The following is a 22,475-nucleotide window of genomic DNA, read 5'->3' as shown; positions in this document are numbered from 1 at the left end:
TAAACTGAAAGGTGAATGCTTATTTGTAAAGACCGCCAAATTTTTAATTTGGCTTTAAATAAGAAAAGATAAATCAAAATATAAAAATTTGGCTCAGTGCTAAATCGAAATGTAGTACATTTTTACACGCTACGATTTTATACACTAGCCGTTACCAGCAAGCTCAACAAAAAATATGCAAATGAACATTTTACAGAAAATAGCAAGACGAATAATCAAAATTTCCTTTGACACTTCCGTTAGGACAATTGAATATTTCAGTAAAATGGACAAATACCACAAACAAGTGAATGAATTAAGGGAACTAGAAAGTGGAACTTTAGGAAAAGAAATAGCCAATTGTCTGGACGAACATAATCTAACTTTAGTTCCTAAATACGAAAGTCACGATTTAAAACACGTTTTGCTAGATTACCAAATGACACCTGAAGACGAAATCCGAATGCAAGCTTTTATGGTAGGAAATGGAAATTACTCTATTCCGTCTTTTACTATTTTAACTTTTGGAGCAATTTTACTTCCAGACTTATGGTGGACTTTTTACTCGGACTTTAAAAAAGGAAAAAGAAATATTGGAATTTCGGAATGGACGATCGAAAAATATGCTACTCGAAATCTTACAGAATTAAGAGCTGAATTAATAATATCGGAACTAGAGCAAAAAACAACATTGGATATGAAACAAGTTACTAAATTTGGGGCTTTTGCTTCTATAATTGCAGGGGTTTTTGGAATGTTATTTTGTCTTCCATTTTTGTTTTCGTCGAATATCGCTGATTTAGTTGGAGCTGGATTTCCTTTTGTTGGCGGAGCAGTTTTAGCTGTTGGTGGACTTTTAGCTTTATCTAATTTATCACGACCAAATAAAAGCCAGCCGGTAACAACATATATGTGATCATAGCAGCAAAGTGATCAATCAAAAGGTCTTTGTATTTTTGGTAAGGCGCAATGCTTGCAGAAAGTAAAAGTTAGCAACCAATGCGCAGAAAAATCGAAAAGCAAGGTAACATTTTGCCCTGCTACGACACATATATAAAACGTTATAACATATAAAAAATAAAAATTATTAATTATGATTAATAAAACTATTTTCAATTTAATATTTATTGTTACTTTCTTTAACTTATCATTCTCTCAAGTAATTGTTTTCAAAAATTTCTCGGATTTCAGTGATAAAAAAGGGGAATTTTACGACGACTATTTAGGTTACAAGCAATCAAATAGTAACTTCAAATTAGTTTTAAAAAAGCAAGGAAAAAAATATAAAATTGATCCCGAAGAAATATGGGGGTTCGTATATAAAGATGCTCTATTCCGAATGGATATTGAAAATGGTGGAAAACTTCCCGTTCGTGTTATTTCTGTTGGAAAACTTGTTTATTATGAAAATGGAAAAGCTCACTTAGATATGCTATTGGATGATTCCTCAGAAGGTTCTTATAGTCGATTTGATGGTTATTCCTGCTATATCTCACAAAATCTAAACTCTAATTTAACACCAATTGGACGATGGAGTACTTTAGTAAAACGCATTAGACTTAAGAAAAAACTTAAAGCTTTTAGAAAGGAAAATCCAGAACATGAATCGTTTTTTAAGTGTTTAAGAAATTATAAAATGGAAACCATAAGAAGATGCATATCTGAATACGAGAAATAAAAGTTTCTTATTGAATACATGTTATAACACTATATATGTGATCATAGCAACTAGGTGATGAATCGAAAGGTTCGTATATTTTTGGTAAGGCGCAATGCTTGAAAAAGGTAAAAGTTAGCAACCAATGCGCAGAAATATCGAAAATCAGGGTAACATTTTGCCCTGCTACGACACATATATTAAACGTTGGCAACAATTCTAATTAAATGAAAAACTTTTTAATTTTATTAATGTTTTTTACTTTCAACAAAATGGTTTCGCAAGAAACAATTGAAATGAAGGAAACATATATTGACAATAATTTAGTTTACCAAAGCATTAATGACAAACTCTTTACTGGAATTGCTCAAAAAAAACGGAAAAACGGACATTTAGTTTATGAAGAGGAATACGAAAACGGAATTATTCTCTCAAGTAATTTGTACTATAATGGAAAAGAAAAAAGAGTGTCCAATAAGACAATATACAATCCAAATAAGCCATTAGTTCTTTTACAAGAGCATAAGTATGATTTAAAAGGTGAAATTTTCGAAACTGTAACTTATAATAACGACGGAATAAAAATTCTTCTAGAGCAGTTCGAAAAAGAAAAACTGACTTATAGCTGTCAATATTTAGGGAAAAAGAAAAACGGAATTGAATATTGCCTAAATAAAAACGGAGTTGAAACTCAAATAGAATATCGAAACGGAAAAAAAGTAAAATAACTGTTGCCAACAACATATATGTGTTCATAGCAGCTAAGTAATGAATCGAATGGTTCTTGTATATTTGGTAAGGCGCAATGCTTGCAGAAAGTAAAAGTTAGCAATCAATGCGCAGAAATATCGAAAAGCAAGGTAACATTTTGCCCTGCTACGACACATATATTAAACGTTAGCATTAAATTGGACAAATTGAACAGAAAAATATCATCTGACCTGACCAAAATTTTTCAAATCGCATTTATTGGAAAATTTCTGACTTTATCTGTTATATTTTTCATTACACTTTTCATATTTGACGTAAAAACTAATTTGATAGTTATTACTTTATGGATTATTGGTTTCGTTATACTTCGTCAAATTGGAATAACTAAATTGAAAACCATTTATTGGAATGAACAATCATTAAAAGTCGGAAATCGGAATTCTCAGACGACAATTCTATTTGCGGACATTAAAAAAATAAAAAGGACCTTTCTATTTAATGATTTTCCATTTAAGATAAAATTTATGGACTCTGGAAAGGTTAAGGAAGTATATTTTCTTCCAAAAAGCAGTGTATTTCAAGACTTTTTGAATGAGAATGAACTGATTGAAAAGCTTAAAAGTGAAATAAAAAAATCTAATGCTAACAATGTATAACCGCAATTACGGCGGATTCGACTACGTCCGAATCCACTCGGAATTGCTAACGTCAGTGCTAAACCGAAAAATTTGAGTACTTTAACCCGTAACTGACGGTTATACGAGACCGTTAGCTTGCATTAAAAAAAAGTGAAAGAAATAAATCAAATAATTCACCTAACAGAGTCTATAGAAGTAATAAAATCTATACTATCAAGTGGATTTTATACATCTTACGCTAAAGAAGTTTTTAATGGAAAAAATATTTTAATTCCGATGATAAGTTTTGCCAATATTCTTTTTCGTGATATTGGAGAAAATGAAGTTGTAAACTATGGTAAATATGGGATTGTTTTCGAGAGAGATTCAATCATTAAAAAATTTGATTTAAATCCTGTCTTTTATGTAAAAAACAAAAGTGATTTAGAAACAACTTTTAAAACAAACTTTGAAAATTCAATAATCCCGCAGACTTTAAAAGTTGCCAAAGATTTTTATACTGATTGCAATTGTGAAAAATTTACTGACTATATAAACTTTAACCCTATAAGTAATGAGGTTAAAAATCTACTAAATACACTAGATAAAAATGTTAATGATGAATTTATAAATTCCCTGAAAATAATCTTTGAAAATTATTACGAGAATTCACTAAAACAAATGTTGATTTTAAAACCATATTCAGTAGAAAACAAATCTGGAGAAACAAAAATTGCTTACAACGAACGAGAATGGAGAAAAAGCTTTTTCGACTTAAATTTTATATCTGAGATAACGCCAAAAGGAGAAAAGAATAAAGAATACGAAAAGTGGATAAATACTTCCAAACCTCATTATAAAGAAAAATATATCCAAAACTTTGAATTAAGTGATATAAAATTAATTTACGTTGAAAATGAACAGGAAATAAATGATTTACATGACTTTATAAAAGAAAACTTCGGAAATAAAACAGTTGAAGTTAAGACTTTAACTGAATGTAAAAACATAGAAAACGCATGCTAACAAGGTATAAAAAACATAGGGCGGTTTTGGCTTCTCGTGAGGTCTATGTTTCCTTATGAGGTCGCCAAATTTCCAATTTGGCATTTAGAGAAAAATAAAAGCAAAATATGTAAATTTGGCTTAGTAATAATCCGAAATGTAGTGTTTATCACCTGCCCTACGTTCCTTATACTAAACGTTGTAGCACATTGAAACAATGAAATCTACTAAAGAAATAATATCCGAAATAGAATCTTTTAAACCCGTTGATGGGAATTGGCTGGGATTGGACGAGCTTGTTAATAAACTTTGGGAAAGTGGAAATCCTGAACTTGGAATCAATGCGCTCTTCGGAGTTTTTGAACGATATCCAAATGATGACGGAGCTGGTGTTTTCTGGACGATCCTACACGGACTAGAGACGTTAAATTATGAAAAGTTTTTGTATAATTCTCTAATGGACAAACCATCACATATGGGAATTAATATGCTAAAACGAATTGAAAATACTGATTCTAAATTCCTAGCTGGAAAATCAATAACTGAATTAAAAGAATTTATCAAAAATAGCCCAAAAGCTGATTCGGAATTACTATCTGAATTGTAAATAAAAAACGTGCTACAACAACATATATATGCCATAGCAGCTAGGTGATTAATCGAATGGTTCTTGTATTTTTGGTAAGGCGCAATGCTTGCAGAAAGTAAAAGTTAGCAACCAATGCGCAGTTTTTGTCGAAAATAGGGTAACATTTTGCCCTGCTACGACACATATATTAAACGTTGTAAACAATTCCCTCTATTTCCTAAAAAATTAATTACTTTGAGGAAACGTTTTACGGAGGGAATCGGATTAAAAAAAGTAGTTGAATTTCAATTAATTACAAAAACGTTACTCAGAAGTATGAGACAAACAATATTTTTAGTATTATCACTGCTGATTTTCCAAATAGGAATTTCACAAAACCTAACTGAATCTGATTTAGTAGGAGAATGGGACTTTATAGAATTGCAAGATGAGAATGGAGAAAAGCAGACTAAAATCCCTCTGATTAGATTTGGAAGAGATATGGGAATTGAAAATGTCAATAGAGATAGTTATGTATTGAATGATGACGGAACTTATAAAAGTTTTAACCCTTTAAATACGTCATATGGTACTTGGTTTTTTGACAAAAAAACGAATGCAATAAATCTGGAATTAAGAATTGAACCCGATAGCCCATATTTACCTTCTCTAAAAAAAGCAAAAATTGTAAAAAAAAGAAAGGATGGATTTTACTATCAAAAACCTGTACAGAAAAAAATATTGATTTTTTCGAAAGACGGAATGATAATAGCCGATAGAGAAAAATACGTGTTGATTTACAAAAGAAAATAAACAATTATGAGTAAAACATTTAGCTTATTATTTTTCCTTGCGATTAGTTTGACTTCGTTGGGACAAAGTTTTGATAAGGGACAAATAAATGGAATTTGGAAAGTAAAATCTATAACAGAAAAACCAACAAGTCCTCAATTTAAGCCATTGATTGAAGGATTTAAAAATGCAAGTTTTGACTTTAATGAGAATGGAGATTTTAAATTGAGTACTTCTTCTCCATCTGAGTTATTCGGAATGATAACACAAATGACAAATGGAACTAAATGGTTATTTGAACAAAACAAACAATTTATCAAAATTGGGAATAAAGATGATGGCTATTCAATTATGGGAATTTCTGTAAGACAAACCAGCGGAAAGAAATTGTTTCATCTCGATGAAAGTGGAATGACACTTGAAGTGGAAAAAATAAAATAAAGTTTACAACAATTTGTATAATGCATATGCACCCTACGGGATGCAAACGCATCATACAAGAGACGTTGTGCCCAATGCGATTTGTGAATTTTTCTTCGTGTCTAATTCTTCATTTTGACGTAAAAATCTTTGTAAAAAAATTAGACGAAAAACTTATAAAACTGGGTAATTTTGACATAATGAAACCTAAAAATATGACACGATAAACTGACGTAACACGCTTAAAATTTGACGCAAAAACTAAATAATCTGACATAACTCAACAAACTACTAAACTTGATATGCGATGTACTTTAACTGAGTAATCTTAAACCAGATAAATATCCTAAAATGAAATTGTTGTAAAAACCGTATCTAAAAAAAAACTGCGCACAACAAAACCTATAATTAATGCGGGAGCCTGTAAGAGTCGAAATGTTGGCTGATTTGCATCGTCGCAAAAGCTTTTTTCTTATTTTTAAACCACAAACTAAAAAACGCTAAAAGCTTGTGCTCGTGCTAGGTTTGAAATTCTACGAATTTCTGCACCGCACTAATCATAGCCGGAACGTTGTATAGCATTCGAAATAATTAAAATGAAATATCTAAAAATCATATTTTTTAAAATATCTTTCCTAATATTATTTGTTTCCTTTTCAAATTGTGCATCCTTTCCAAAAAATAAAATAAACCCAACATTTTTAAATACACAGAACATAAAATCTTTAAATGGAAAATTCAGTATCGTAGCAAAAGAAACTGATTCCATTTCCAAAAAGTATTGGGTTTATAATAATTTCTTCAAAGAAGTTGACAGAGGTCAATCAAAAAATCATTTTAAATTCAATTCACTTAAAACTTACTCTTTCGGAATAGATATTTTAGGTGATAAAAATATAAAGATTAGTTTTCTCGAAAACAATGCAGGCATAAGGGAATTAATACTTGAATACAAACTTAAAAAAGATGGTTATCTTTATTTGAAAAACCGGAATTTAAAGTTTGTTGGGATTCCATACATTATGGGTAGAATTGATATAAAAAAAATGAGAATTACCCTAGATAAAAAAGGGGATTTAATTACAGAAATCGCAGAACATAATTCTGGTGCTGGTTTATTGATTATGTTTCTTAATTGGACAAATCGAAATTACACTCATAACTATGCAGCAATAAAATAAACGCTATACAACAAGACATATAAAATCAGAGCAAAATTTTAGTGCTAGATCGGAAGGTAATTTACTTTTTGCAGTGGCGCTATATTTTTATAAATTGAATAAGAAATAAAAATGCGCAGATAAATCGATTGGTTCAGGCTTGTTTACCTTGCTCCGATTTATATATTTGGCGTTGTACAGCATTAAAATACTCAAAAATGAATAAAATATTGATTTCACTTGTGTTTATACTCTTTTTATCAAATATCTATTCTCAAGATGATTATTTAAAATTACCAAGAACAAAAACTAATTGCCCAACAATTATCATCGAAAAAGACATTATTGCGAATGAAAGTGCTATCGGAACAACAAAAGAATTGATTACCGAAATAAGTGTTTTGAAGGACAAACCAAATCGTAAAGAGCACAAATTCTTTAATCTGACTGAAAATGGAATTATCTTTTTCAGTTTAAAGAAAAAAATTCCTTTTAAAAAACAATCTGAACTAAATGACTTTTTCGGAATTGAGAAAAATAGTGGAGTTTATGTGAATGGTTACTTATTAGAAAGTTCTGATTATAAAATCGCAACTGAAAGTATTCTGGAAGTTGAATTAGTTGAGCCTAATTCTGAAAATAAATTAAAAAACAAAGCGATTAACATCTGGACTTTGACAAAAGAAGAACGTACAAATGGTTGTAAAAAACAGAACGTCAATTAAAGAAACGTTGTACAACAACATATATGTGCTCATAGCAGCAAAGTGATCAATCGATTGGTTGTTGTATTTTTGGTAAGGCGCAATGCTTGTAGAAAGTAAAAGTTAGCAACCAATGCGCAGAAAAATCAAAAAGCAAGGTAACATTTTGCCCTGCTACGACACATATATTAAACGTTGCCAGTAATTAAATGAACGAAATATTATCTAAATATTTAAATGTAATTGAAGTTCCTAAATGGGAAAGAAAAAAACGTAATAAATTATTACAAAACTGGAATGAGCAAACACTGACTGAATTACCTTCATATAAAGAACTGAAAGAATTCGAAAATTTGTGTGAATCTGAAGGATATAGATTCGATACCTATTTTTTTATGAAAAAAATTTATATTCCTGTGTATTATAATGAGATTTTTTCCAAAAAGAATATTGATGCCTTAATGCGTATTTATGATAATTATAGCTCTACGTTTTTTTTCAGTAATCAAGCAAGAGAATCATTAAAAAATGAACCTGTTGATTTATTAAAACTAGGGTTAGAAATTGATCCAAAAAACAAAAGATTACTTAAAGACAAATATAACCGCTATATAGGCGGTTTTGAAAATGATATTCACGAAGTTCCTTGGATAGTGATTTTTGGACAAAATAGCGCAAGTATTGAAGAAACAGAATTGCTTTTAAATAAAATAAAAGATTTTAAATTGTTCTGTTTAGAAAATAACTTTGACATTCCAGAAATAAAAATTAAGAAATATGAGTTCTATTTCAACACGTGGAAGACTTATTTAAAAGACTTTGTCAAAAAGATGGATTATGAAACTTATTTATCTAATCATAAGCTTTCTGAATGGATTAAAATTATGAAAAGTGAACCTGAAAATTTAAAAACGTATGAGTTTTTATTAAACAAATACGAAAGCTAGAAAAATAAAACTACTGGCAACAAGGTGTATAAAACATAGCTGGTAAGTGCTAAATCAAAAGATTTGTGCTTATTTGTGAAGTCCGCCAAATTTTTAATTTGGCTTTTAGAATAGAAAAATTAAAAATAAAATATAAAAATTTCGGCTCTGTGTTAAATCGAAAAGTTAGTGTCTTTTTATTCGCTACGTTTCATACACAAACCGTTACCTGCAAGCAAAAAATGACATTACTTTGATTAACACAATATCTTCTATAACAATATTTGTCTCATTATTTATAGCGTTCTACTTATTAACGGTTCGAACGAAAACTAAAGTTAGCAATTATCTTTTTTCAATATTTTTAATTCTGATTGCCATAGATACCAGTGGAATTATCTTTGAAAAGATAAATTCAAAATCATACAACCTTATAATTTTTAGAAGTACATTTTCTTTTCTACAAATACCTGTTTTATACTTATATATAAAATCTGTTTGCTATTCTGACTTTAAATTAAAACCAAAACACCTAATACATTGCGCTCCTTTTGTATTGGGAAACTTATTGTTTTTTCCAAGGTTTTACCTTGTTGATACTGTAGATAAAATAAACTTCTTACAACAATATAAATACATGTTTGAAATACAACTCAATCATGTAATTTTTCATTTACAGTTTATATATTACATTATTATTATTTTCTTAACCCTAAGAAAAGTCAAAAAAATCTATTTAGAAAATTACTCTGGAGTTAGTATTAAAACATACGATTGGTTGTTTAAATTTACCGCAACCCTATCTTTTATATATATAATAGCACTATTAAAAAACATTATTAAATTCTCTCAATTTGATATTGTTTCTACTTACTTTAAAATAGGAATACATTTATTAATATTTCTTCTAATTTGTTGGTATTTATACAAGGCTTTAAATAACCCAGAACTTTTTAAACAAATAGACTCTACTTTAAAACTTATAAAAAATAGTATTCCTCAACAACAACCAAACAAAGAAGTACTAATACATGAACAAGAAAATATTGAAAAACTAAGAAATTATATGAAAGAGCAACAATCTTTTCTTAATCCTTCTTTAACAATTCAAAATGTTTCCGATGAAATTGAAATTCCGGTTAAAGAACTTTCGCTATTAATCAACCATAAACTAAATCAACATTTTTATGATTTTGTAAATTCTTATAGAATAAATTATGCTAAGAATTTATTAAGTGACTCAACTCAAAATAAGAGAACAGTTCTGGAAATTTTGTATGATTCTGGTTTTAATTCTAAATCTTCTTTCAATACTGCTTTCAAAAAAGAAACTGGAACAACGCCAACCTCGTATCGTAAAAACCTTATAATCAACACCTAGTAAATATTCGGTCTTTTATTACAAAAGATTCGAACGATTATAACAAAAAAAATGCGTTCGAATAGTTTTAATCGGTCGCATAGGTTTAAATACTTCATCAAATTTGTCTCATAATTTAAAAATCAAGAGACATGAAAAAACATTTGATCATTTTATTAGCTGCATTAGTAATTAGTAATTTTTCTTTTGGACAAAACTTAGTAACAAAGATAGATTCAATCGTAAAAGATAATTACAAAAAACACCCAGAAGTAAGCATTAGTGTAGGTTATATTCATAATAACAAAGAACAGTATATTAATTACGGAAAAATTAGCAAAGAAAGTTCAATGAACGTTAATGAATATACCGTTTTTGAAATTGCATCAATAACTAAAGCCATAACCGGTAATTTAATAGCTCAGGCAGTAAATGAAGGTAAAATTAAATTAAACGGTTATATAGAAAACTATTTACCAAAAGATTTTATTATACAAAAACAACTTAGACGCAAGATAACAATATCTGATTTAGCTTCTCATCAATCAGGGTTAGCTGATCTTGATTGGAAAAAACTTATCTCTGAAAACCCTCAAGACCCATTAAAAAATGTTAATCGTAAAACTTTTATTGATATTATTAATAATTGTAGTGAGTTACCTGATTACGGTACTTATAGATACCATACCACTGGTTTTATGCTTTTAGGGGAAATATTAGAAGAGGCCTACGGAAAAAGTTATGATGAAATTGTACGAGAGAAATTAATTCATCCAATAAAAATGAAAAACACTTTAACAAAAGAGTTTAACATCAAAAATATTGCAACGGGTTATAATCGTAATGGAATTAAGCAAAATCTTATGCTTTGGAATTCTGGTGCGCCTTCAGGTTTAATTAAGTCCTCTTCTAAGGATATGATTAAGTATTTAAAAGAAATATTGAATGACAGTTCTGAAATTTCTAAAGCAGGTATAATGACAGAAAAAATATTTTACAAAGCAAAAAAAGGACCTAGAAAAATAGGTTTAGGAATTAATATTTATAATAATGAGACTAACACCTTCTTCCAGAAGACAGGAGATACTATGGGGCAATCTTCTATTTTCTGTTATAATAGAAAGGATAATTGGGGTATAATTATTTTAATCAATCAACAAAACCCAAAAATGAGAAAAGAATTGTGGAATAAAATTTATGAGACTACCTTAAAATAACTTATGGATAAAACCAGCAGGTAACAATGTATAAAAAACATAGGGCGGTTTAGGTTAAATTTAAAAATATCTTTTTATGTACCAAAATCGCCAAATATAAAATTTAGCATTTTCAACATGAAAGATAAAAGCAAAATATTATATTTGGCTTAGTACCAAACCGAAACGTATCGCTTATCACCTGCCCAACGTTTCTTATACTGAACGTTAGTAGCAACCTCAAAAAAATGGAATCTGATTATAAAATACCAATAAGCATACTTAAAAAAAGGGTGGCGGAAATAATTACCGAATTAAAAATAGAGCGAACGGAAAGATTATTATCTGAAAAGCAAATACTAGATAATGCAATTAAATGGCTGGGTAAAGTTGAGAAACTTAATATTGACCCAAATAAACAGATTGTGAAATTACCCGAAACTCTAACTCGAACCCCTTCTTCTGAATATAGGATTGTGGAAGATCACGAATCTGAAGAAAAACAAAACTGGAAGGAAATTAAAATTGACGAAAAGAAAATCAGACCTTTACCTGGAAGTTGGTTAATCTTAAACTAAGCACGCTCAACGAAAAAAAACAAAAGCTACTAACACTATATATGCGATCATGGCTTATTTGGGATTAATCGAATGGTTCTTGTATATTTATGTAGGCGCAGTGATTTTAAAGCTGAATTAAAGTATAAAATCTGCGCAAAAATGTCTAAGGTTAGGTAACAATTTGTTCCGCCACGACACATATATTAAACGTTCTATACCATTTGAAAAAAACATTCTTAATCATATTGACCTTAATTGGATTTGTAACATTTGGGCAAGAAAATAAACTTGACCAAATTAATAATGTAGTTAATTCTATTGAATCGGACTCGACTCTTACGGAATCGGAATTTGATTGGGTTGAATTAACTGAAATCGCAACTGATGGTGGCGGAATTTTAAAATTATGGCGAAATAAAAACCAAGTCTTTAAAATCATAGAGGAAATTGGACTTTCTTACGGACGAATAAGAACTACGATTTATTTAGAAAGTGGATTACCAATCAAAATAGTAGAAACCGAAGAAAATTTCGGACATAAAAATGGCGAATTAAATTATAAGGAGCTAAATGAAGTATTTAAAGCGACAATTTATATTTTCGACTGGGAAAATGATAAAAGCAAAATTGAGCGAATTGGGAAAAGAGTTTTAAGCGAAGGTAGTTGCTCTACTTTCGATTACGAACCTATTTTAGAACGGGTTAAAAAAATAATTAAATGATTCCAGCGGATAGTGGATTTTCAATATTGTATTTCGCTTATGCAATTTTTTTGATTCTAATTGTGTTCGGCTTGTTTTTTAAATCAAACAAGAAGGAATTCTGGATTCATCTAATATTTTATTCTTTATATGCCGGATTGATGATTTATGTTTTCAGCGAAAAAGAAAATTTCCAAGGAGGTGGATCATTAGTTGTATTATTTTATGGATTTATTTTTCCGATTTTACATTTAGTTATTTATGGGATAATCAAATTGATCAAGTATCTCCGTAAAAAAAACGGTATAGAACATTATATATAAAATCAGAGCAAAGTTTCGTGTTAAACCGAAAGGCAGTTGTCTTTTTGCAATGGCGCTAGATTTTTATAAATTGAATAAGAAATAAAAATGCACAGATAAATCAATTGGTTTAGGCTTACTTGCCTTGCTCCGATTCATATATTTGGCGTTGTAGCTAATTAAATCAAAGTCTGTAAATGACAAAAAGTGACTTCATAAAATCAGTAACGAAATTACTAAAAGACAATGCTAAAGTTTTAGTATTAGTTAGAATCCCTAACTCTGGAAATAACCGAAACTATTTCTTTATGGAGAATTCAAATGAATTAGATGAACTTATTAATGAGAGTAATGAAAGTGACTCAATAACTGTATTCAAAGAGGTTAATGAATTAAATAATGGAATAGTAACTGAGGATTTTATAAAAACCGTAACGGAATCTCAAGTCGAAAATAATTTTGATCCTGAATTGTTAATTGTAAATAATACTTACAAAGAATATAAAAAAAATGGTGGTTCGGAATGGAATACTGTTGAGAATGTTAACGAACTCAAAGAGATTATGACGGATACTATTGGTGAAAAAATGTCAATAATTTCGGAGCCAGACTTTTGTGACGAAGTAAATACATTTCATTTGTATGTTCCTGATAAATATGGCGTAAGTAAATCTGGTACATCTTATTAAAAAACTAGCTACAACACGATATATGTGATCATAGCAGCTAAGTGATGAATTGAATGGTTGTTGTATTTTTGGTAAGGCGCAATGCTTGCAAAAAGTAAAAGTTAGCAACCAATGCGCAGAAATATCGAAAAGCAAGGTAACATTTTGCTCTGCTACGACACATATATAAAACGTTGTCTATAATTCCCTCTATTTCCTGAAAAATTAATTACTTTATGGAAACGTTTTACGGAAGAGAGCGGATTAAGAAAGTGTTGATTTTTAAATAATTATAAAAACGTTACTCAGAATTATGAAAACACCTTTTCTAATATTCATATTGTATTTCTTGAATTTAACAACTGTTGAAATTGTTGGTAAATATCAAATAGAAAATGACTTATCATTTGATACTCTTGAACTAAAAGATGACGGAACTTATGAATACTTATCTCGTGGAGATAGTTGCTGGACTTGGTCTGATATTAAAGGAATATGGGAATTAAAAGAGGACGTTCTTATTCTTCATCACAATTACTCTTACGTAGAAAACGCAACGGAATATATTGAACAAACTGATGAAATTTCTAAAGACTTTGTAATAGTCCAAATAAAGGATAATTTTGGCAAATCGATTTCGGATTTTGAAGTCAATTATTCATCTATAGACTGGAAGAAAAAACAGACTAAAAAAACTGATGAAAATGGAATTGTAAAATTTGATAAATATGGTGTCATTTATAACAAAAATGACTCTGCAAGTATTCAAATTAAATATCTCGAAAATGGTAAAGAAAGTTCAGAAAGCGCCGTAGTTGAAAGAAATTCTGACCGAATTACAATTAATATAAATAGTGAACCAAAAACTATTCATAAGAGAGAAAAATACAGTTTTGAATTCAAAAAAGGAAAATTAAAATCAATTGAATTTCCTTATGTTGATGAAATAAGTAGCTATAAAAAACTATAGACAACAATTTGTATAGTGCATATGCCGCCTTTGGCAGGCAAACGCAACATACAAGAAACGTTATCACCAATTAGTTGAATGATAGAAAAAAGAATCTCAGATCGAATAGAATACTGCTTAAAGAAGGGTAAGAAAATTTCTTTTCTAGTAGGAGCTGGAATTTCTGCAGAAAGTGGAATTCCAACTTTTCGCGGTGAAGACGGTTACTGGGTATCTGATTCTAAAAACTATAAAGCTCAAGAAATTGGAACAAAAAGGTTTTTTAATATAGCTTCTCACGAAGTATTGAAATTCTATTTGTATAGGAAATCTATAACTGAATTTGCTAAGCCTAATCAAAGTCATTTAATGCTCAAAGAGATTGAATCTTTATTGAATGATAATTTTGCTTTGATTTCCCAAAATGTAGACAGCTTGCATAAAAAAGCAGGTAATTCTGATAAAAGAACATATCTAATTCACGGCGATCACGATTTTATGAGATGCGGAGATGAATGTTCCAATGAATTATATCCTTTCCCAGAAGGAATTAAATTAAAAGGTAGACAAAAAGATCAACTAACCGAATCTGAAATTGAATTTTTAAAATGTCCTAAATGCAATGAAGATTTAAGACCTCACGTATTGTGGTTTGATGAATATTACAATGAGAAGTTTTTTAAAAAGGATAGTGTACTAAGAATTTCAAAAGAAACGGGAATATTATTTGTTTTAGGAACATCTGGAGAAACTACTCTTCCACAAATAATTGCTAAAAATGTCTTAGCTAAGAGTGGAACTGTAGTAGAAATAAATATTAATGAGAGTTATTTTTCGGAGCTTTTAAGTAACAAAGCAAACGGAATTGTAATTAACTCTAAAAGCACTCCATTCCTTAGTGAACTGAAAACTGAAATAGAAAAAAAGGTGATAACACGATATATGTGATCATAGCAGTTAGGTGATCAATCGAATGGTTCTTGTATATTTATGAAGGCGCAATGCCTGCAGAATGGAAAAGTTAGCAACCAATGCGCAGAAAAATCGAAAAGCAGGGTAACATTTTGCTCTGCTACGACACATATATAAAACGTTGTGTACCATGAAAACTAATAACATAAATGAGTTTTTGGAAGAAAATATTTGGAAAAACTAATGAGAACAGTAATAACAAAACTGAATCTCATTTTGATAAATATAGACGTGAATTGAATGAACTAAATTTGAAATCAACATCAGATTTGGAAAATTTGGTTAAGCCTTTAATTAGACAAGCAACCAAACTTGAGATTTCACCTGCTTCAAGACCTCCAGAAAATTCGCAGATGAATTCTCACTTTGGAGGTAACCCGTATTTTGAAAAAGGAGAAAAATGGCCTGTAACGAAAAAAGGTAAAAGTTTAGATTTTATTTTTCAGGTATTTAATAAGCCAGAATCTCAGTTACCTGACAACATCGAGCTAATCCAATTTTACTATGATTGGGATGAATTTCCCTGGGACACTTCTGATGACGGATGGTTAGTGAAAGTCTACAAAAAAATTGATCCTAAAAATACTGAATTTATAGTTAAACCAATTGATTTAGAGAAACCTAAATATTGTGAAATAATATTTGAACCTTCAAATTCATTACCAGATTGGGAAGGAATCAGTGAATATGACTATAATGCCCAAAAATTGTCTTGTATTTTAAATGAAGATCAACCTTGGGATAATTATGGGAAAATAGTAGAAAAATTAGTTGGTGAACAAAATTATCAAAGTCAACTTGGTGGATACCCTAAATGGATTCAAGGAGAGTCAACTCCTAAAGATAAAAATGGAAACAATATGAAACTCCTATTTCAAATTGATTCCGAGGAAAATGCTAATTTAATGTGGGGTGATTCTGGTTTGATTTATGTTTTTTATGATCACGAATCTGAAAGGATTGATTTTAATTTACAATGTTATTAACTAAAATAAACGGTACACAACAATTTGTATATTGCATATGCCGCCTTCGGCAGGCAAACGCAACATACAAGAAACGTTACAGCACATATGATGAAAAAAGAAATAATTCCAATACTGATTTGTATACTTCTCCTACTCTACTCAATCGGAATTACACTTCTAAAGGATTATGTACTAAATTATAAACATTATCTAGGAATAGCTCTCATTGGAATCTCAACAATACTTTATTTCAAGAATAAAAAGATGTTTGTTTATGTATTCGGATTGACATTGATACTCGGAATTATAAACTTAATAGATATTTATTATTGGGAAATTGTATTCAGCATTGGTCCCATTAATTTCAATCCAATATTTTTGACTTTATTAATTACATTCCTTGTTTTAAATAAAAGACAACTAAACGAAATGTTTCCCGAAAAGAAGTTGACAGAACAATATCTGAGGAATAAGAATGTAGAAACGGAAAAACTAATTGAGAGTTATCAACGAAAGTTCCAATCAAAACCTGAATCAGAATTGAAAAGTATTGCGGATGAAAATAGCGGTTATGTGAACGAAGCAAAAACTGCAGCAAAACGCATTTTAAAAACAAAAAACATGCTGTAACACGATATATGTGATCATAGTAGTTAAGTGATAAATCGAATGGTTCGTGTATATTTGGTAAGGCGCAATGCTTGCAGAAAGTGAAAATTAGCAATCAATGCGCAGAAAAATCGAAAAGCTAGGTAACAATTTGCCCTGCTACGACACATATATTAAACGTTGTACAACATATCCAAAATAAAGAAGTATGCAGAATATTTTTAAAACTAAACGAAAAAAAATAACTAACGATACTCTTGGAATTCTAACATTTAAAAAGTCTAATAAAATTGATGAATCTTACTGGAACGTTGATCGTAAAATAAATTCTATAAATGAATTAGTGCGATTTTATATTTACAACAATATTGATGGAATTAATGACAAACAAAAACAACTTACCCTGTTAATTGAAAATAAATACCCTGAATTGATTGACTCATTACAAAGTTTTTTAAATCAACAAATAAAAAAACTTGACTTTAACCATTCAAGTATATCCATTGAAAAAGATTTAGATGTTAGCTTTATCAATATCCCTAAAAATCCAACGGAATTGAACAAATGGGAAATCAATTATGTTGAGAAAAAAGGGTTTACTATTTACGGAATTGAAATTGAGAATTGGAATCCTATTGATTTAGGAGTTTCCGCATAAAAGACGTTGTACAACAACATATATGTGATCATAGCAGTTAGGTGATCAATCAATTGGTTCTTGTATATTTGGTAAGTCGCAATGTTTGCAAAATGGAAAAGCTAGCAACCCATGCGCAGAAAAATCGAAAAGCAAGGTAACAATTTGCTCTGCTACGACACATATATTAAACGTTGTGATTCATTCTAGAAGCTCATAAATATGACTAAAATTAATCTCCAAACTTATAAATTGTATTATAAATATGACGGACAAGCGGAATGGGAAGAAGACTCTAGAATAAGAAAACCTAAAGATGTTCATGAAGGAATAGGAAATGACTTTCATATAATAAGTACAATATCTAACAATTTATTTATGATCAAATCAGGATTGTATAGTGCGGAACTTATGTAAGGAATGAAAAAGGAAATTGACGAGTTAAAAATAAATCTGACGGACGAAGTATATGGATATATCGAACTCGACGAAAAAATATTTCCAGAACCAAAGCAAAACTTTTTACAACGTATTTTGAATAAAAATAAAAAATGAATAAAAAGAGATTAAGTGTTGCAGCTAATTTAGGAGCTCCTTCCTATAAAATGCTATTGGAATTAGGTTATGAAATAACTATAGAAGGTAAAACTTGGATTGCGGAAAGTGATGATTGGATTCTTAGATCTGAGGGACCAATCGAACTTTTAGGGCTAGCTAATATCGTGGAAAAAAAAGGAGAAAATTGGAAAGTAACCGATAGCGAAATTGCTGAATTTCTTAAAAAAATTGAATAAAAACGTATCACAACACTATATATGTGATCATAGCAGCTAAGTGATGAATCGAATGGTTGTTGTATTTTTGGTAAGGCGCAATGCTTGCAGAAAGTAAAAGTTAGCGACCAATGCGCAGAAAAATAGAAAGGTAAGGTAATATTTTGCCCCTGCTACAACACATATATTAAACGTTGTGATACATATATGAAATCAATAGTTTTAATATCAATTTTATCATTATTTAATTTGGGGTTTGGACAAAATACTGGAGGATACTTTGATTATGAAAAAACAAAAAGCTCTCTACCTGAATATGATACCAACGAAAATTTCATAAAGGAATTAGAGGGAAAATATAATGATTCTCTTTTATTAATAGTTCGTCCTTTTCAAAAACGTATCTCCGATGCTCCTCATATGGATTATTCTCCAACGGAATTAAAAATAATGCAAGATTCGATTCAAAAGTTGGAACTAAAAATAGAAACCTTTCGCAAATCAGCTATTGAAATTCTTGAAAAGAAGAAAAAAGAACTTAACAAATCCATAGATGGAATAATATTTTCCTCAATAACGGACTTTTGCAAACTCAAAAATATTGAATTTTTAACACCAAAAACTGAACTGCTTTTTTGTGATCAATGTATCGATTATACTAATGAATTGATTGAATTTATGAAACTAAAAAAATAAGGTATCACAACACTATATATGTGATCATAGCAGTTAAGTGATCAATCGAATGGTATGTGTATTTTTGCAATGGCGCAATGCTTGCAGAAAGGAAAAGTTAGCAAACAATGCGCAGAAAAATCGAAAAGCAAGGTAACATTTTGCTCTGCTACGACACATATATTAAACGTTACCACACATCAGAGAAGTATAAAGTTTGAAAATAATTTTTAAAATATTAATTCTAACATCCCTCCTATCGAGTTGTTCAAATTCGAATCGAGATTTAATAATTATCCAAAATGATTATGAAATTGATTTGACTGAATTGGACTCCGTTCGTGAAAATCTAAACGGATTTTGGGTTCCTGAAAATCAAATTGATGCGGAAGAAATACTCTGGCTAGATTTTCATAAAGAGAAAAATTCTGCAACTTGGGAAATTATACCATACAATGAACAAATAAAAAGAACCGAATCACTTCCTTATAAATCTTGTCCTACTATGGTTGAATTGATAAAACTGAACGGAAAAACTCAAATGGAATTTGTAAGTTTAGGAGGTTCAAGCACAACCGAAATCCAACATTTGACAAAAACCAAATTTAAAATTGACGGAATAACCTACTTGAGACATAAAGGTTATGATTTTTTGAAATCTTGGAATGTTCACGGATATGAAAACTAAAAGTAAAACGATACTAACAATATTATTTACGATACTGATTTTAGCATTTGTCATTTTATCAATGGGAGCTGGACACGGAACAAATTTATTTGCTAAAATATTTTATCCATTCACAATGATAATCGCAATTTTGTCCAAAAATGGAATTGGAATTTTTCCAACAATATTAGCAATTGTTCAAATTCCCATTTATGCTTTAATTATGACTAAAAGACCTAAATGGAAATATTACCTAATTGGAATTCATATAATTTCGGCAATTATTTGTCTGTATTTACCAACAGAAATTTTTAGCGGATAAAATGAAAAAAGGAATTTTAAAAACATCGTTGTTTTATGGAATAGGATTTGGAATTGCAGGAATTGCTTATGCGATTATTGGAAACCCATATATTCACGCTCCTGGATTTCATCATCTAATTTTATTTTTGACGTTAGTTGTTGGACTTATTTGGACATTGACAAGCACTGGGATTTTCTTTTTTAAGGAAAGAACTGATAAGTTAAAAGGTATAATAATTTCTAATAGCTTAATTATAACCTGCTGTTTTTTATACGTAGCAATTCCAATTTATTTAGACTCAAACAAAAAGACATTTATTGAATCTGATTTTGTTCGGACTGAAGTCAAAGGAGATACAACAGAATTATATCATAATGATAATCTAATTTATATAAAAGTTAAGGACTCTGTCATTTTAGACTTAAGATAAAATAAAAGGAATAAAAAACATGTGGTAACAACACCTATGCGATAATGCGGATTAGTGTTTAATCCAAAGGTCATTGCCTATTTGGTTTGTCGCCAAAGGTTTAAATTTAGTATTTTAGAAAATATAAAAACAAAACATAAACTTTGGCTAAGTGCTTGCTCGAAAACCAATGGTTTTTTGCTCCCGCACTACGCATAGCTAAACGTTGTAACAAATTTAAAAAAATGAAATTCTCGAAATATTCAGCAATTCTGATTTTGTTTTTAGTCTTAAGTTCATTTCATAAAACTGAGCCTATAACATCGGATTTTCTATTTCAAAAATGGATTTACAAGGATTACATAAACGAAAATTTGATATATGAAAGTAATCGGAAATTTAAAAAAGGTAAATCTGGAATTGAATTTAATAAAAATGGGACTATACTTCGCAAACAGAATTCAGGTTGGTGCGGAACTCCACCTATAGAATATGAAACAGTTTCTGGAACTTGGAGAAAAATATCTAAATCTTTACTAGAAGTTGAATACAAAAGTTGGAATGGGTTAAATAAGGATACGTTGGAAATTATTGAGTTGACAAAATCAAAACTTACTCTAAAACCTATTTATACTCTGGCAACCGAATAAAAACTTGTTACAACAAAACCTATAAACAATACGGACTTAGTTGCTTAAGATATAAACCCGGAATATCGACCAACACCGCCAAATCTTTTGGATTTGGCATTAAATAAAAAAAGAAAAAGCAAAACAAAAAGGTTTGGCTACGTACCAAACGGAAAGCAAACACTTATTTGCTCCCGTACTGTTCATAGCTCAACCGTTGTAGTGCATTTAAAATAAGATGCTAAGAAGATTATAATAGATGAGAACTTATCCAGAAAACACTGAAGAACTAGAAAAAAAACACAGTTTTAGTTTTCCTTTAGATAACAAAAAGTTAGAGCTTATTCATAATAATGTAATTTTACGTAATGATATTGCATTCGTATTTTTCAAATCAAGAATTTTAAATTCACTGAAAATGCAAAATCTATTCGAAAACGAATTATCCAGCGAGTCATTTTTGGACAAAAAATTTAACCAAACAGACAGACTTAAAATTTATAAAGCAATAAAAAACCGGCTTCCTCAGCCGATTAGTGAGAGTAAGAAATTGAGTTTATATTCTTTGTTTCATTTAAATGAAAAACCAAAAATCGATACTAGAGTATTAACAATTAAAAACTTAATTTGTGATTTAATCAAGCAAAACAGAGTAACTATTAAAGGAGAATTTGAAACTTTTTTTAAAGGTGAGCTTGATAACTTAAAATACTAAAAACGACACTACAACAATATATATGTGATCATAGCAGCTAAGTGATAAATCGAATGGTCTGTGTATATTTGGTAAAGCGCAATGCTTGCAGAATGGAAAAGTTAGCAATCAATGCGCAGAAAAACCGAAAAGCAAGGTAACATTTTGCCTCGCTACGACACATATATTAAACGTTAGCCACAATATATCATAACCTTCAACGATTGATGAATACTATTGAAATCAGATTAGCGAAAAAAGAAGATGCACAATTTATAGCTCTACTTGGGAGAATAACATTTACGGAAACATTTGGACATTTTTTTAGAGATCAAAAAGATTTGATCGATTACTACAATTTGACATTTTCAGTTCAAAAAATTGAAGATGGAATTAAGAAACCAAACAACATTTTCTGGATAGCTTTTGCAAATCGATTACCAGTAGGATATGCAAAACTTAAACTAAATTCCAATTCAGAATTTATTGAATCAAATGACGTTTGCCAACTTCAGAAAATCTACGTTTTGAAAGACTTTCTGTCAATGAAAATTGGATTTGAATTACAAGATCTTCTCTTGAAAAAAGCCAAGGAATTGAATTTTAATAAAGTGTGGCTTTCCGTGCTTAACAGCAACGAGAGAGCAATAAATTTTTACAAAAAAAACGGGTTTGAAAAAATTGGTGATCACGATTTTCAAATTGGTAAAGAAAATTTCGAATTTATTGCAATGAAAAAAGAACTTTAAAATACAGTGGCTAACAATGGCTATAAGTAATTGCTTGGGTTGGTAAGTGCTACTCGGAAAATTCTCCGAATTTTCCTCACTCAATACCTTTTTGCTATCTTTAAAACCTTAAGC

General features: G+C 29.7%; 30 protein-coding genes. All 30 read left to right on the top strand.

What is annotated here, in order from left to right:
- Positions 1 to 181: 181 nt before the first annotated feature.
- The gene (locus D1815_RS02465) at positions 182 to 895 is read left to right on the top strand and encodes a hypothetical protein (protein ID WP_118385803.1); all 714 of its coding nucleotides are present in this window, start codon (positions 182 to 184) and stop codon (positions 893 to 895) included.
- Positions 896 to 1,072: 177 nt separating this feature from the next.
- On the top strand, positions 1,073 to 1,657 hold the full coding sequence (locus D1815_RS02460) for a hypothetical protein (protein WP_118385802.1): 585 nt from the start codon (positions 1,073 to 1,075) through the stop codon (positions 1,655 to 1,657).
- 275 nt (positions 1,658 to 1,932) lie between these two features.
- Positions 1,933 to 2,364 carry a hypothetical protein gene (locus D1815_RS02455; protein WP_162897322.1) on the top strand — a complete coding sequence of 144 codons (432 nt, stop codon included), beginning with the start codon at positions 1,933 to 1,935 and terminating at the stop codon, positions 2,362 to 2,364.
- Between the two features lie 372 nt (positions 2,365 to 2,736).
- Positions 2,737 to 3,003 carry a hypothetical protein gene (locus D1815_RS23525; RefSeq protein ID WP_147404212.1) on the top strand — a complete coding sequence of 89 codons (267 nt, stop codon included), beginning with the start codon at positions 2,737 to 2,739 and terminating at the stop codon, positions 3,001 to 3,003.
- A gap of 132 nt (positions 3,004 to 3,135) precedes the next feature.
- Positions 3,136 to 3,990: an abortive infection system antitoxin AbiGi family protein gene (locus tag D1815_RS02445; RefSeq protein ID WP_118385799.1), complete on the top strand. Its 855-nt coding sequence runs from the start codon at positions 3,136 to 3,138 to the stop codon at positions 3,988 to 3,990.
- Between the two features lie 196 nt (positions 3,991 to 4,186).
- Positions 4,187 to 4,576 (top strand): hypothetical protein, encoded by a 390-nt coding sequence (locus D1815_RS02440; RefSeq protein WP_118385798.1) that lies wholly within the window; start codon positions 4,187 to 4,189, stop codon positions 4,574 to 4,576.
- A gap of 297 nt (positions 4,577 to 4,873) precedes the next feature.
- Positions 4,874 to 5,350 carry a lipocalin-like domain-containing protein gene (locus tag D1815_RS02435; protein ID WP_120650644.1) on the top strand — a complete coding sequence of 159 codons (477 nt, stop codon included), beginning with the start codon at positions 4,874 to 4,876 and terminating at the stop codon, positions 5,348 to 5,350.
- Positions 5,351 to 5,356: 6 nt separating this feature from the next.
- Positions 5,357 to 5,770: a hypothetical protein gene (locus D1815_RS02430; protein ID WP_118385796.1), complete on the top strand. Its 414-nt coding sequence runs from the start codon at positions 5,357 to 5,359 to the stop codon at positions 5,768 to 5,770.
- 575 nt (positions 5,771 to 6,345) lie between these two features.
- On the top strand, positions 6,346 to 6,930 hold the full coding sequence (locus D1815_RS02425) for a hypothetical protein (protein WP_118385795.1): 585 nt from the start codon (positions 6,346 to 6,348) through the stop codon (positions 6,928 to 6,930).
- A gap of 197 nt (positions 6,931 to 7,127) precedes the next feature.
- A complete protein-coding gene (locus tag D1815_RS02420) occupies positions 7,128 to 7,634 on the top strand; it encodes a hypothetical protein (RefSeq protein ID WP_118385794.1) in 507 nt (168 codons plus the stop codon).
- A gap of 188 nt (positions 7,635 to 7,822) precedes the next feature.
- Positions 7,823 to 8,560 (top strand): hypothetical protein, encoded by a 738-nt coding sequence (locus D1815_RS02415; protein WP_118385793.1) that lies wholly within the window; start codon positions 7,823 to 7,825, stop codon positions 8,558 to 8,560.
- Positions 8,561 to 9,176: 616 nt separating this feature from the next.
- Positions 9,177 to 9,920 (top strand): AraC family transcriptional regulator, encoded by a 744-nt coding sequence (locus tag D1815_RS02410; RefSeq protein ID WP_240337540.1) that lies wholly within the window; start codon positions 9,177 to 9,179, stop codon positions 9,918 to 9,920.
- Between the two features lie 131 nt (positions 9,921 to 10,051).
- Positions 10,052 to 11,116, top strand: coding sequence for a serine hydrolase (locus D1815_RS02405; RefSeq protein ID WP_118385792.1), 1,065 nt, complete (start codon positions 10,052 to 10,054; stop codon positions 11,114 to 11,116).
- Positions 11,117 to 11,343: 227 nt separating this feature from the next.
- On the top strand, positions 11,344 to 11,673 hold the full coding sequence (locus D1815_RS02400) for a hypothetical protein (RefSeq protein WP_118385791.1): 330 nt from the start codon (positions 11,344 to 11,346) through the stop codon (positions 11,671 to 11,673).
- 203 nt (positions 11,674 to 11,876) lie between these two features.
- Positions 11,877 to 12,377: a hypothetical protein gene (locus D1815_RS02395; RefSeq protein WP_118385790.1), complete on the top strand. Its 501-nt coding sequence runs from the start codon at positions 11,877 to 11,879 to the stop codon at positions 12,375 to 12,377.
- Positions 12,378 to 12,855: 478 nt separating this feature from the next.
- Complete coding sequence (locus tag D1815_RS02385; RefSeq protein WP_027394230.1) at positions 12,856 to 13,347, top strand: hypothetical protein; 492 nt, start codon at positions 12,856 to 12,858, stop codon at positions 13,345 to 13,347.
- Positions 13,348 to 13,639: 292 nt separating this feature from the next.
- On the top strand, positions 13,640 to 14,296 hold the full coding sequence (locus tag D1815_RS02380) for a hypothetical protein (protein ID WP_118385788.1): 657 nt from the start codon (positions 13,640 to 13,642) through the stop codon (positions 14,294 to 14,296).
- Positions 14,297 to 14,374: 78 nt separating this feature from the next.
- Positions 14,375 to 15,223: a Sir2 family NAD-dependent protein deacetylase gene (locus D1815_RS02375; RefSeq protein WP_118385787.1), complete on the top strand. Its 849-nt coding sequence runs from the start codon at positions 14,375 to 14,377 to the stop codon at positions 15,221 to 15,223.
- Positions 15,224 to 15,396: 173 nt separating this feature from the next.
- Positions 15,397 to 16,233, top strand: a complete 837-nt coding sequence (locus D1815_RS02370) for a DUF1963 domain-containing protein (protein ID WP_118385786.1) — start codon at positions 15,397 to 15,399, stop codon at positions 16,231 to 16,233.
- Positions 16,234 to 16,323: 90 nt separating this feature from the next.
- Entirely contained in the window at positions 16,324 to 16,845 is a 522-nt protein-coding gene (locus D1815_RS02365; protein WP_147404181.1) for a hypothetical protein, read from the top strand.
- Positions 16,846 to 17,032: 187 nt separating this feature from the next.
- The gene (locus D1815_RS02360) at positions 17,033 to 17,482 is read left to right on the top strand and encodes a hypothetical protein (protein ID WP_118385784.1); all 450 of its coding nucleotides are present in this window, start codon (positions 17,033 to 17,035) and stop codon (positions 17,480 to 17,482) included.
- A gap of 201 nt (positions 17,483 to 17,683) precedes the next feature.
- Positions 17,684 to 17,878 (top strand): hypothetical protein, encoded by a 195-nt coding sequence (locus D1815_RS02355; protein WP_027394236.1) that lies wholly within the window; start codon positions 17,684 to 17,686, stop codon positions 17,876 to 17,878.
- Positions 17,879 to 18,012: 134 nt separating this feature from the next.
- Positions 18,013 to 18,255: a hypothetical protein gene (locus D1815_RS02350; protein ID WP_035085983.1), complete on the top strand. Its 243-nt coding sequence runs from the start codon at positions 18,013 to 18,015 to the stop codon at positions 18,253 to 18,255.
- Positions 18,256 to 18,441: 186 nt separating this feature from the next.
- Complete coding sequence (locus D1815_RS02345) at positions 18,442 to 18,930, top strand: hypothetical protein (RefSeq protein WP_118385783.1); 489 nt, start codon at positions 18,442 to 18,444, stop codon at positions 18,928 to 18,930.
- A gap of 298 nt (positions 18,931 to 19,228) precedes the next feature.
- Positions 19,229 to 19,597 (top strand): hypothetical protein, encoded by a 369-nt coding sequence (locus D1815_RS02340; RefSeq protein WP_118385782.1) that lies wholly within the window; start codon positions 19,229 to 19,231, stop codon positions 19,595 to 19,597.
- Positions 19,587 to 19,898 carry a hypothetical protein gene (locus D1815_RS02335; protein WP_118385781.1) on the top strand — a complete coding sequence of 104 codons (312 nt, stop codon included), beginning with the start codon at positions 19,587 to 19,589 and terminating at the stop codon, positions 19,896 to 19,898. The genes D1815_RS02340 and D1815_RS02335 overlap by 11 nt, the downstream gene beginning before the upstream one ends.
- Before the next feature lies 1 nt (position 19,899).
- Positions 19,900 to 20,310 (top strand): hypothetical protein, encoded by a 411-nt coding sequence (locus D1815_RS02330; RefSeq protein WP_118385780.1) that lies wholly within the window; start codon positions 19,900 to 19,902, stop codon positions 20,308 to 20,310.
- Between the two features lie 224 nt (positions 20,311 to 20,534).
- Positions 20,535 to 20,939, top strand: coding sequence for a hypothetical protein (locus tag D1815_RS02325; protein WP_147404179.1), 405 nt, complete (start codon positions 20,535 to 20,537; stop codon positions 20,937 to 20,939).
- Positions 20,940 to 21,177: 238 nt separating this feature from the next.
- Positions 21,178 to 21,633: a hypothetical protein gene (locus D1815_RS02320; protein WP_118385778.1), complete on the top strand. Its 456-nt coding sequence runs from the start codon at positions 21,178 to 21,180 to the stop codon at positions 21,631 to 21,633.
- Between the two features lie 206 nt (positions 21,634 to 21,839).
- Entirely contained in the window at positions 21,840 to 22,361 is a 522-nt protein-coding gene (locus D1815_RS02315; RefSeq protein ID WP_118385777.1) for a GNAT family N-acetyltransferase, read from the top strand.
- Positions 22,362 to 22,475 lie beyond the last annotated feature (114 nt).

The sequence above is a fragment of the Aquimarina sp. AD1 genome (assembly GCF_003443695.1).
Lineage (GTDB): Bacteria > Bacteroidota > Bacteroidia > Flavobacteriales > Flavobacteriaceae > Aquimarina > Aquimarina latercula.
This window is presented reverse-complemented; position numbering and strand designations above follow the sequence as displayed.